13 protein-coding genes are annotated in these 12,591 nt (G+C 33.5%); 2 read left to right on the forward strand and 11 right to left on the reverse strand.

All coding sequences use genetic code 11. The annotated features are described in order from the left end of the window. Position 1: 1 nt before the first annotated feature. From AC0L8O_RS26700 to AC0L8O_RS26730, 7 genes are all read right to left on the reverse strand, one after another. Positions 2–892: a ThiF family adenylyltransferase gene (locus AC0L8O_RS26700; RefSeq protein WP_473449739.1), complete on the reverse strand. Its 891-nt coding sequence runs from the start codon at positions 890–892 to the stop codon at positions 2–4. 48 nt (positions 893–940) lie between these two features. Then, entirely contained in the window at positions 941–1,588 is a 648-nt protein-coding gene (locus AC0L8O_RS26705; protein ID WP_473449741.1) for a hypothetical protein, read from the reverse strand. Then, on the reverse strand, positions 1,588–1,953 hold the full coding sequence (locus AC0L8O_RS26710; RefSeq protein ID WP_473449744.1) for a hypothetical protein: 366 nt from the start codon (positions 1,951–1,953) through the stop codon (positions 1,588–1,590). The genes AC0L8O_RS26705 and AC0L8O_RS26710 overlap by 1 nt, the downstream gene beginning before the upstream one ends. 651 nt (positions 1,954–2,604) lie before the next feature. Then, positions 2,605–2,967, reverse strand: coding sequence for a hypothetical protein (locus AC0L8O_RS26715; protein ID WP_473449746.1), 363 nt, complete (start codon positions 2,965–2,967; stop codon positions 2,605–2,607). A 54-nt stretch (positions 2,968–3,021) separates the two neighbouring features. Continuing rightward, positions 3,022–4,142, reverse strand: a protein-coding gene (locus tag AC0L8O_RS26720) for an IS3 family transposase (protein ID WP_473445900.1) whose coding sequence is annotated in 2 segments (ribosomal slippage) — positions 3,022–3,893 and positions 3,893–4,142 — 1,122 coding nt in all. Because the reading frame shifts where the segments join, the coding sequence is not laid out codon by codon here. 74 nt (positions 4,143–4,216) lie between these two features. After that, positions 4,217–4,906: an AAA family ATPase gene (locus AC0L8O_RS26725; protein ID WP_473449749.1), complete on the reverse strand. Its 690-nt coding sequence runs from the start codon at positions 4,904–4,906 to the stop codon at positions 4,217–4,219. After that, positions 4,903–5,670: a DUF6414 family protein gene (locus tag AC0L8O_RS26730; protein WP_473449751.1), complete on the reverse strand. Its 768-nt coding sequence runs from the start codon at positions 5,668–5,670 to the stop codon at positions 4,903–4,905. Before AC0L8O_RS26730 ends, AC0L8O_RS26725 begins: the two co-directional genes overlap by 4 nt. 303 nt (positions 5,671–5,973) lie before the next feature. On the opposite strand from AC0L8O_RS26730, the gene AC0L8O_RS26735 reads away from it, so the two are divergent. Next, on the forward strand, positions 5,974–6,156 hold the full coding sequence (locus tag AC0L8O_RS26735; RefSeq protein WP_101568127.1) for a helix-turn-helix domain-containing protein: 183 nt from the start codon (positions 5,974–5,976) through the stop codon (positions 6,154–6,156). Between the two features lie 75 nt (positions 6,157–6,231). On the opposite strand, the gene AC0L8O_RS26740 is transcribed toward AC0L8O_RS26735, so the two are convergent. The 4 genes from AC0L8O_RS26740 to AC0L8O_RS26755 form a co-directional block, all read right to left on the reverse strand. Then, the gene (locus AC0L8O_RS26740) at positions 6,232–6,648 is read right to left on the reverse strand and encodes a universal stress protein (protein ID WP_101568153.1); all 417 of its coding nucleotides are present in this window, start codon (positions 6,646–6,648) and stop codon (positions 6,232–6,234) included. A 20-nt stretch (positions 6,649–6,668) separates the two neighbouring features. Beyond that, complete coding sequence (locus AC0L8O_RS26745; RefSeq protein ID WP_101568128.1) at positions 6,669–8,126, reverse strand: SulP family inorganic anion transporter; 1,458 nt, start codon at positions 8,124–8,126, stop codon at positions 6,669–6,671. A gap of 303 nt (positions 8,127–8,429) precedes the next feature. Then, positions 8,430–8,849, reverse strand: coding sequence for a universal stress protein (locus tag AC0L8O_RS26750; protein WP_101568129.1), 420 nt, complete (start codon positions 8,847–8,849; stop codon positions 8,430–8,432). Positions 8,850–8,999: 150 nt separating this feature from the next. Further along, positions 9,000–10,643, reverse strand: a complete 1,644-nt coding sequence (locus tag AC0L8O_RS26755) for a ribonuclease J (protein ID WP_473449755.1) — start codon at positions 10,641–10,643, stop codon at positions 9,000–9,002. Positions 10,644–11,128: 485 nt separating this feature from the next. Here AC0L8O_RS26755 and AC0L8O_RS26760 point away from each other — a divergent pair, with 485 nt between their 5' ends. Then, the gene (locus AC0L8O_RS26760; protein WP_101568131.1) at positions 11,129–12,577 is read left to right on the forward strand and encodes a SulP family inorganic anion transporter; all 1,449 of its coding nucleotides are present in this window, start codon (positions 11,129–11,131) and stop codon (positions 12,575–12,577) included. Positions 12,578–12,591: the final 14 nt, after the last annotated feature.

Here is a 12,591-nt window from a genome sequence, read left to right on the forward strand (position 1 = left end):
CTTAAAAAGTTACTCGAAATTCGTTGTATTCTTTCTTCACTGTTTTAGATACAAATTCAGGTCTCGCACCACAAAATTGAGCATTAAACGTCACGTGGTGGGTTTCGATTGTTTTAGTATGAAATAGTGTGTTCATCAAATTGTTTGCTATTTGAGCAGCAAACTTATTTGTGGCACACCGTTGAGGATTATTAATTATGACTTCTCCGCAAGATTGATTGGGGAACGCAGTATTTTCATCCGTCAACACATCATCATACAATCTACCGTAGGGTTCTAGCCAAACTTGGCCTTTCTTCTTAAAGCCAACTACTGCTTGCCCTGAAAAACCGGAACGGGCAGCTTGCGCTTTTTCTTCATCTGTGAATTGTCTCTCATTTTTACCTGGAACAACAAATACTCCCTCAACACCAGCATCAATGTAAATAAGATCTTCCAAGTAATCACTATGGAAAAACTCGTCCATCAATTGTCGAGTAGCATTGTTATCCACCATTCCAATCAAAATTGGAACAATACGAGAATCTTTCTTAGGAAACTTAAACAAAGATTGCATCGTTTCAATGTCAGTTACATATTTAGGGACCGATTGAACACGAATATTGTAATGTTCCGCGTATCTCTCTCTGAGAGCATCAACTTTGTATTCATCAATATCTTCTTCGTCGAACAGTTGATTATCTAAGTTTTTCTTTTCAACTTTGTCCTCATCAACAAGGTAGATGTCTATCTCAAATCTTGATGATCCTAAGAAATTCTTCTTACCAGCACCATATGTAGCAACATCCTGACATAAAGAGCGGAAAAAATGACTTCCATTTGCTCCAGCACCAATCTGTACAATATGATAGTACGGTGTCATATAATCTTTATCCAACACTTTTAATCCCATTTATAACACTCTCCTTAAAAAAAGAAGAAGAGAAATATTCTCTTCTTCCTAGAAATGAAGAACGTTCTCTTCCCACTCAACGGGATACGTACGTTCTTTAATTTTTATACTCTCGAAAATATCAAGAGCATTGATAATTAAATAAGAATCATTCGACTTCACACGAAACATACATTGTGGTTCAGTTGTATCAAGTTTTCCAAAAACGCCATAAATCATAAATGCTTTTTCATCAGCGTCATCAGTCGCAGAAAAATAAGCATTCATTGAATTATGAGAATGGACTTGAGCAACCTGTATATAACGTAAGCTGTTTTTACCTAATAACTTAGGATCTAATTCTGCTTCTACTCTAGCTTTATTTACTTTTTGCACAGGACACTCTAAAAGATAATCACCTGTCTCTGTATCAAAGAAAATTTGAAGCATAACCTCTACATCAGATCGATCACAAAAAGTTTTAAAGAATGAGTAGATTTGTTGGAAAAGTTCATCAGGTATTTTAGGTAAATCAAAATGAAAAACCTCTCTTACATTATCTAAAGAAGGGATATGGTTGGCTTTTGCAACCATTTTCCCAATCTTAGACTCTCTCACTTGATAAATGCTACCATCAGAGGATGCAATATAAGAGATACCTTTTCTTTTGGACTGTAGATAATCTTTTACTTTCCAAAAATAGGATATTACTGACATTAGAATGCCCCCTTAGAAGCTCCCGCAGCATCAGGGAATAAGCGTTTATTATCCTTATCCACGTCCCACTTCGTTCTTGAAGCTGTGAATTGGAAATAAACCTTCTCCATTTCAGCACGTAGAACCTCTAAGGTAATACCGTCCTCTGGAATATCTTCTTCATCCACAAAATCAGTTACTTGGAAAGATTCTGTAGCAAAGTGAACAGTCCATTCAGCATTTACCTTTACTTCTTCTTTCGGTTTAGCTGCTGCTTTATGTTTACTAGCTGTTTTAGCAGTAGAAGGAGAAGTTTTCTTTTCTTCTTTTACCTCAACCTCAGATTCATTTACACCTAAATCAAAAATAGACATTTCTTTTGCCATAACGACAACACTCCTTAAAAAGTTTTATAGTTTTGAGAGCATAAAAAAATACACTCCTCTCAAAAAGATTGATAACTGCATAGAAATGCAGATTTATAAATCAATCACTTTGAGAAAAGTGCATCTACTAACCAAAAAAGTGCTCTCCCTGCATAGGGTGAGTTTAAATAAAGAAAATAATATATGAATAGTATAACGAAATATATAGGGAAATGATAGTAATTATTGTATATATTTCTGTAAGAATTACAAAATCAGCACGATTAAGGGACATGTAATAACATTAGTAACTATGATGAAATGTAATTTTTCATAATTTGTCGGAATGCAGTCCTATTTATTCAATATTTACTAAAAGTGATTTTGTCATAATTAACCGGAATAAGATTAGTTAATTTAAATCAAATAGAATAATTTCCATAATTAATCGGAAAAATTTATATTATATAATACTATTAGTAGATACAAAAAATCTTTTAACTAAATTAAGAAGTGATTAGCTTGAAAGGTCTATATAATTGTAAGAGTTAATATTTATAATAAAAGTTGTTCTTTATTTGTTTATTATGAAAATCCTTTTATTTCACAATTTTAAATGTAGTAAAGAATTACTCAAAATTTTTTCTAATTTCTATCTTATATGATTTGTCATTATAATTTTTCAACAAAGGGATACGATAACACTTTTATTAATGATTTTCGTATTTCCCTTGCATTATCATATTGATTTATTACTTTTTTCATCTTATCTAAAATAGATAAGTTTTTCAGATACTCACGATCAGCCTTTTTGAAATGAATTAATTCTTCTTCATATACTTTATCAAGTATTTTCAACTTCGCTATTTCAGATAACTCTTTGAATTCAATAATATTGTCAAACCGAGAATATATTGCTGAACCAAGTTTTTCTTTTATTTCTTTTGGAGAATTATAATTAGATGTACACAATATGATTGTATTATCTAACTTTACTTTGTAATATTTATCTTCAAATTGTCCCTCGTCAAACATTTCATAAAAAGCGCTGTAGAATAAAGGATGTGCTTTTGGATAGTCAACAGTAAACTAGACAACTTTTTTAAGGTGTTCAAGTTTGAATTCTACTGGGCTTAGATAGCCTAGTGTTCCATGAATTCTTTTGCTATTAAACCAATGGATATACGTATGCAATTCCTTCTCTAAATCTTCAAGACTATCAAAGTGACGCCCTTTGATGAACTCAGTCTTTATGATTTTAAACGTAGCTTCTGCTACTGCATTATCATAAGGACATCCTTTCATACTTAAAGATCGTTCGATTTTAAATGTTGCTAACGCATCATCAATCAGTTTGTTTTTGAACTCACTTCCTCGATCTGTATGAAAAAGCTTAATATTACGTAAATCTGTTTTTATTGAAGCTAAAGCACGGTATACCAACAGGGCATTTTTATTACGACCGACACTATAGCCGATAATTTCACGGTTAAAGAGATCAACAAATACACATATGTACTGCCATTTTTTATTGACTCTGACATATGTTAAATCACTTACTACAACTGATAATGCTTCTTCTTGTATAAATTTACGATCAAGTTCATTTTTTTGTTCCGATTCATTCGTGTCACGGGAATGTGGTTTGAATTGCGCAAGAGTATAAGTAGATACTAGACCCTGCTCGTTCATAATTCGCCCAATCCGACGTCTAGAAACGATCTTGCCGAGCTTCATCAATTCCTTTTTTATTTTACGAGTTCCATAGTTTTGATAGCTTGAATGGAAAATCTCTATAATATCGGATGTGATGTCATCCTCTGCCTGACGCTCTTTTGCTTCATAATAATAGGTGCTCCTAGGGATTTGAAGGACTTTACACATTGCTGATATCGAGTATTTGTGTTGATTATTCTTTATCACATTTACTTTCGTCCTAGTATCAGCGCGGCTTGCTTTAAAATGTCGTTTTCCATTTCTAGTTGCTTATTCCGTTTCCTAAGTTCAGCTAGTTCCTTTTGTTCGGCAGTTAAATTGTCTTTTTCTTTAAAAGAACCGGAGGTTTGACTTTGACTTATCCATTTGTCTAAAGAAGAAGGGGTAAGATCATATTCACGGATAATTTCTTTTCTTGGTTTTCCACTGTTATAAAGCTGTACGATCTGTTGTTTAAATTCTGCAGTAAATGTTCGACGTTCTCTTTTAGTCATCGTAGATTCTCCTCGAGTATATTATCTGTAGTCTACTTGACCTTAATTTTTCTGTCTAGTTCAGTGTAGCCGATTCATTTATCAAACTCATCCAATAACAAAACGTTAGTTTCCCTTTCAATAAGGTCCTTCGCTAGAGAGAAAACCTTATCTCCAAAGATATATGAGTATATGTTATCATTGTGGAACATAGATAACTGTTTCCTAAATAGTTTTTTTCCGTTTAAAACCTCGTTAATTAACTTAGCTGTCTCAGTCTTCCCGACACCAGGAGGGCCATATAACATAAGAACCTTAGGTTTATTCTTCCTCTTATTCGTCAATGGATATAATGTTTGTAATATCTCTTTTTTTACATGTTCCTGTCCATAAATAATTGAATCAAACTTTTCCTTCATATTACTTAATCTCTTAACAGTTAATCTTTTGTAAACATAATTGATAACCTCTAACTCAATAGTAGATATATGGTTCTGTAGTTGTTCTACAATTTTCTTTGGGGGATTATGTAAATACACTTCTTCAAACTCTAACCTTTCAGCATAAAGACAAATATAGTTTATAAACCCATCTATAAAATGTTCTTTTACACCTGAATACTCATCTGAATATACAATAAGTGAATCAAATATACTAAGATTAATTTCGTTTCCCTTAAAAACCATATCCATTGCGCTAACAACACTTGTTAATGAATTGGTATATTCACTGGGTACTATTTTTTCAAATTCATCCAGTGGTCCATTAAACACTATAAATTTCATACATTTTCTCCTGAAATCCCTGCTAACAACACATCGTAAATATTTAAACTAATTCTTGTGTCATCATTTTTTTGTTCATTAAATATTTCTTCTGCTGTCAATTTTTTAATTTCTTCATCCTTAGGAAATTCATTTTCTACTAATAAATCTTCTAAATTACATTCCCCCACTTTTATGCCATAGTATGTTAAATCCATTTTTGTTAAATCTGTTAGAGTATAACTATTTCTAAAAGAATTAATATTAAAACGAAGAATTGATTTTTCTTCACCTTTAACAGCTAGTAACTCATAGTATCCTTTTGCTCCTTTAAGAATGTCGTCAATTTCTATAAAGTTAAAGTCAGCTAAATCTTTTGTATATTCGGTATCTTCTTTAAGTAGCTTAATATATGGAGAATACATTTTTATAAATGTAAATGAATTTCTTATTGAATCTACATTAAAACCATTAAAAACGCTAATTTGTTTATTATTTTCTTCACTATTTGCAAATTTTACAAAGTCTGATAAAAGAGTATTGGTTATAGTAGATTTTAGGATTGAATCCTTTGACTTTTCTATATTTGCATTACCATTTAGAGAAATACTTGCTTTAATCAATGAAAAGAAACTATTTCCAGCTCCAACCTTTCCATCGACTGAACCACCAACTTTATAAGTAAACTTTCCATTATCTTCATCAACTACCTCTATATTTCCTCCATAATGGATTTGCAGAAAATCTGTTGCAGAACCTTCATCAAAATAAACAATCTTATACAAGCATTTCCACTCCCTTTAAAATATGTAGAAGTTCTATTTAATCGTCATTGAAGAATTAAAATTCATTATTTTTAAAATTAACTCTAGTAGTTAATTTAACATAAAATTACAATAATTTCTTTTATAGACATATCTAATTTTTCAAATTCACCAAATCACATTTAAATTTTCTTTAATACACCTATTAATTGGTCTTTACGGGAATACTATATAATAAATTTACCAAGAGATCCTTTTTTCTAAAAATTCATGTACTTGCTATGATATAATAAACTTGTAATTCCAAAGTTAGGAGGTTTCTATATGGAACCTGAGATCATGACAATAGCTCAAGTAGCAAAGTATTTGCAAATAAGTGAGATGACTACATATAAGCTTGTCCAAGAAGGGAAATTACCTGGTTTTAAAATAGGTAGACACTGGCGAGTAAAGAAAGAAGACCTAAACGAACATATAGAAAAGCTAAAAAGAGGAGAGCGACTTTAATAGCTAATCCTATATTCTAAAGATAAAACATAAAAGGGAAGCAACTTTAAATAGATGCTTCCCTTTTATGTTTTCTTATTTAATGACCATTACAGGACATTCTACACGCTTGACTACTTTGTGGGATACGCTTCCCAAAACCATTGTTTGTAACTTATTTAATCCCCGACTTCCCACAACAACACATTCATAATTACCTCTATTAGCAAATTCTACAATGGTTGGTCCCGGTTCACCGTGTTCTATGATTATTGAATAGTCTAGCCCTGCATGTATAATTCTGTCTTCAATCGGCTGTAATCTAGCTTTTCTTTTTCTTTCGATTTCAAATTTACTTACATTTTGCAAGACATCGCTTTTTGACGTTGCTCCATCAACAACATATAGCACATCGATTCTACCTTTAAACATCTTCGCAACTTCAATGGCCTTTTCTGCTGCACGTACTGAATGTTCTGATCCATCTGCTGGTAATAAGATTTGCATGTTTATCTCTCCATTTACTGTCATATTTAATGTCCAGAAGCCTTTGATAAGCCCCCAATTTTTTTCTTTAACCTTTGACTTTCTGTGTTTAATCCTACATAAGAAACATGTATATTATTTTGTTCAAATTTCATTTCAATTTTATCTAATGCACCAATTGCTGAATCATCCCAAAGATGCGCTAGAGATAAATCAATGACAACTTCTTTTACATCATCACTATAATTGAATTTGTTTATTAAGTCCGCTACTGAAGCAAAGAATATCTGACCTTGAACCTTGTAAACTTTTTTTCTATCATTTAGTACTGTTTCTTCAATATGCACCTTTGAAATTTTTGCTGCAAAGAAAATCATACTTAATAAAACTCCTGCTAATACACCCTTTGATAGATCATGTGTGTACAAGACAGTTAAAACGGTGATGACCATAACGACCGCGTCAGTTTTCGGAATCTTATGAAGAGATTTAATAGAACTCCAATCAAACGTACCAATGGAAACCATGATCATAACTCCAGCTAGTGCTGCCATAGGGATTTGTACTACTATACCCCCTAAAACGATAATCAAAAACATAAGGACAATGCCTGCTACTAAAGAAGATAAACGACCATTTCCTCCTGATTTTACATTAATAACGGATTGACCAAGCATAGCACAGCCAGCCATTCCACCGAAGAATCCTGTTATGACATTGGCATATCCTTGTCCACGTATTTCCTTATTTTTATTACTCTCAGTATCAGTCATATCATCCACGATATTTGCAGTCAGTAATGATTCAAGCATTCCAACTATTGCTAGGGCTAATGAGTATGGAAATATGATTGCTAATGTTTCAAATGTAAGAGGGATCGAGGGAATTAAAAACACTGGTAAACTCTGAGTTAATACCCCTAAATCTCCAACAGCCCTCACACCAATATCTCCAAAAATCACAATGGCTGTTACAACAATAATGGCTACTAATGTAGAAGGAACTGCTTTTGTGACCTTAGGAAACAAATAAATGATGGCCAATGTTAAGGCGACGAGACCGTACATCACCCAAGATTCTCCTTCAAAATGTTGTAACTGTGAGGTAAAGATCATAATCGCTAATGCATTTACAAAGCCTACCATGACCGATCTAGGTACAAACTTCATAATGCTAGCTAATTTAAATGTTCCAAATAAAAACTGAATAATACCTGTTAAAATGGTTGCTGCTAATAAATACTGAAGACCATAATCAGCAACTAATGTAATCATTAATAAAGCCATCGCTCCAGTTGCACCTGATATCATACCTGGTCGTCCACCTACAAAAGCTATGACCACAGCAATACAGAAGGAAGCATACAAACCTACCATAGGATCAACACCTGCAATGATTGAAAAGGCAATGGCTTCTGGTATAAGAGCTAAAGCAACAACAATACCAGATAGTACATCTCCTTTAACATTACCGAACCATTGTTGTTTTAAGTTATAAGTTTTCACTTTCTCACCTCTATTTAGTATTTTTCGACCTTCGACTCTCACGAAAGTCAGACGTTGTTTGTACCTGAATAATAACACCTTTAATTAAATAGTTAAAATTCGATGTAAGCGTAAATCATATTATTTTTACTCTTATTTACTTTAAATATCTATAAATTACTACCCCTAATATAAATTACATAATTTAATTATAATTAAATACAACCATTTATATTTTAGTATTAATTAATATAATTATTTTTTGGTATCCATAAACATCAAAGAGGCTATCTTAGTGACAGCCTCTTTCCTCATTCTCTATTCTTATTTAACAACCATAACTGGACATTGAGAATACTTTGTCACTCTGTGGCTTACACTTCCCAGCAGCATTTCTTGAAAAGAATTAAGCCCTCTGCTTCCCATTACGATTAGGTCAATTTGTTTTTCTTTAGCATAAGTTAAAATAATCTTGGCAGGGTCTCCTCTTAATATCTTAATGGCATACTTAACACCTGCTTTATTTGCAAGATTAACTGTTGCATGAAGTCTTTTCTCTCTACTATATCTAATTCCTGCTGAATCCCAACTTCGCAAAACATCTTGTTTCGATGTGTTACCATCTACTACGTAAATGACTTCAATCTCGCTGTTCGTGCTTAACTTTGCAATTTGAATTGCCTTCTCTGCAGCTTTAATTGAATGGATTGACCCATCAGTTGGAAGTAAGATATGACGAAACACGGTATCCCCCTCTTTCATCCAGCATTTATATAATTATTATATAACTGTAGGCTTAATATTTGAAGCGCTTACATAATGATTTTTCTGACATCCTTTTTTTGTGGAAAAATCATCTTTGACAAAAAGAAAAGAAGATCCAAATAGATCTTCTTAAGAAATATTAATAAGTTTAATCACAACAATTGGACTTCTTTTTAATCGGTTATATATAAAATCAGAAATGAGATTCATCATTTGTCTCTCAACATCAGTTCCATCAATTAATTGATTGAATAATGAAGTGGCTAAGTTCTGTAATTCCCCCATTAAAGGTCCTGCATCTCTCATATAAACAAATCCTCTAGATATAACCTGAGGCTTATCTATCATGTTAACACCATCTTTGAGAATAAAAATGGTAATGATACCATTTTCAGCAAGTCTTTTTCGATCACTTGCTACTTTCTTCCCTATACTAACTACGTTGTTTCCTTGTACATAATCTGTACCGGAAGGTACACTCCCTACAACACTAGCTTTTGAAGAACTGATTTCAATAACTTCCCCATTATCTAAAACAAAGATATTTTCTTCCGGTACTTTACAATTAAGAGCAAGAGATTGATGCATTTTTTGCATTCGATATTCTCCATGAATTGGAACAAGATATTTAGGCTTCATTAAGTTAATCATCAGTTTTAATTCTTCTTGTCCACCATGACCGGATGTATGAATATCATACAATTGATTATCGATAACTTCGGCTCCGGCTTTTAATAGTTTATTGATCACTTTATTTACATCAAGAATATTGCCTGGTATTGGCGAAGATGAGAAAATAATGGTATCTCCACGTTCAACACTTATGAATCTATGCTTACCTTCCGCTATTCTTGATAACGCAGCAAAAGGCTCTCCTTGACTTCCAGTACAGAGTATCGTCACCTGACTTTTTTTGAAATTGTTAACATCATCCGCTCCAATAAATGTTCCATACGGTGCCTTTATATATCCTAATTCTTTCCCAATCGAAATTGCTCTTTCCATACTTCTACCAAAAACAGCTACTTTACGACCTGTCGCAATTGAGGCTTTAATAACCTGTTGAAGTCGATAAACATTCGATGCAAATAAAGCAACAATGATTCGGCCTTTCTGGCTTTTGATGACCTCAAAGATATTGTCACTAATATATTGCTCAGAAGCTGAAAATCCGGGAACTTCACTATTTGTACTATCGGATAATAGGCACAATACACCCGAGTTCCCTATTTCACTCATACGCGACACATCCGATGGTTTCCCGGTGGGAGTCAAATCGAATTTGAAGTCACCTGTATGTACTATATTCCCTAAAGGTGTATGGATGACAATCCCAAAAGAGTCAGGAATACTATGTGTTGTTCTAAAAAAAGTAACAAAAGAATGATGATATTCCACTCTACTGTTCTCTGATATTTCATGGAGTTTTGCCATATGGAGGAGTTGATGTTCTTCTAATTTACTTTTAATAAACCCCAAAGCTAAATCTCCCGCGTAAATCGGAATGTTTATCTTTTTGAGCAAATACGGTATACCTCCAATATGATCCTCATGGCCATGTGTGATAAAGAGACCTTTTATTTTTTCCGTATTTTTCTCTAAGTATGAGAAATCAGGAATAAGTAGGTCTACTCCAAGTAAATCATTGGTTGCAAACTTCACACCCGCATCAACAATTATGATTTCATCCATGCATTCAATGACGTACATATTTTTCCCTATCTCACCCATTCCACCTAGTGGAATAACTTTTACTGCTTCATTTTCACTCATTGAATCCTCCTTTATCTTTTTATTCATTTCTTTTTATGCTTTTTATAAAAATTTTTATATTTTAGAAAAAGGCTGTTTTCGCATTCTTGTTTCTTTTTAAGCCATTGCTCGTACAAACAGGTTCGTTCCATTGCGATCCAGGCACTCGTCTGGGGAGGAAGCCGATCCTCCCTCGGATTCGCCTGTGAGACCGCGCAATTTCCTCTTCTCCTGCAGGAATCGAGCGACTTCTGCTCTATTCCACTATTTTTAAATATTGCATTCTGAAAAATATAATATTTACGAAAACAGCCTAGAAAAAATATAAAAATAATTGGCTTGTTTCACACGATCAACTAGATACTCTTATTTTCACAAATGAATTGAACAAACGCAAACATTAAGTACAGGTTTTTTTCGACATGATCTTATGGCTAGACAAATTCTTTAGAGTTATTAGAAAGTACCTGCACATACTAACAAAAGGATAAAGGAGGTAGTAATACTTGGAACAGGTAACATATAAGGAGTCTTGGTTCGGCAATATAAAAGGAGATGTTCTATCAGGATTAGTTGTTGCACTTGCGCTAATCCCTGAGGCTATAGCCTTCTCTATTATTGCCGGTGTTGATCCAATGGTTGGACTTTATGCTTCTTTTACAATCGCAGTAACGATTGCCTTTGTAGGTGGAAGGCCTGGAATGATATCAGCTGCAACTGGGGCAATGGCATTATTATTTCTTGATCTAGTTAGAGATCACGGACTTGAATATCTGCTAGCTGCAACTATATTAACAGGGGTACTTCAAATTATATTCGGTTTTTTAAAACTAGCGAGATATATGAAGTTTATACCTCGTTCCGTTATGGTCGGTTTTGTAAATGCCCTTGCCATACTCATTTTCACATCACAATTACAGCATTTTGAAGGCGAAACATCAATAATGTATTTGCTAGTTGCAATTACATTATTGATCATCTATTTATTACCCTATTTAACGAAGGTAATCCCTTCTACTCTTGTTGCTATTATCGCCGTAACAACTATTGCTCTTATTATGGATATCAATGTTAGAGCTGTAGGAGATATGGGAGAATTAACGCGTACATTACCTGTCTTTTTGATACCAGACATCCCCCTTTCAATTGAAACTTTTATGATTATCTTACCTTACTCACTTGCTTTAACTATTGTCGGGCTATTAGAGTCCCTTCTTACAGCATCTATTGTTGATGATATGACAGACACTCCTAGTAATAAGAATGCTGAGGGGAAAGGTCAAGGAATCGCTAATATTATTACAGGGTTCTTTGGAGGTATGGCAGGCTGCGCCATGATTGGACAATCAGTCATAAACATTAAATCAGGTGGGCGTGGACGCCTCTCATCACTAGTTGCAGGCGCATTTCTCATGTTTCTAATTATTGTTTTAGGTGATATTGTTGTACAAATTCCAATGGCTGCTTTAGTAGGTGTCATGATCATGGTTTCGATTAGTACATTTGATTGGAATTCCATTCGTACCCTTCATTTGATTCCAAGAAGTGATGCGCTTGTGATGATCATCACGGTTGTCACCGTTATTTATACTCATAATTTAGCTATAGGTGTCTTTTCTGGAATCTTATTAAGTGCGATTTTCTTTGTGTCTAAAATTTCCAAAATACGTGTAGAAAGTCACTTAAAAGGAGATACAAGAATATATAATATCAATGGTGAACTATTCTTTGCATCGGTAACGGAATTGCTCACAAAATTTGATTATAAAGAAGAAATTACATCTGTTGAAGTAAATCTTACTCGGTCTCATATTTGGGATGATTCTGCAGTTGCTGCTATTGACAAAATTGTTTCAAAGTTTGAGGAAACTGGTAAGAATGTAAACGTGACCGGCTTAAACGAGGAAAGCTCAGAACTAGTTGGTAAACTCGCGAACAAACTAAGCTCTCATTAGGATGAGTAGGAGGT

Source organism: Metabacillus sp. KJ11-3 (genome assembly GCF_055808295.1).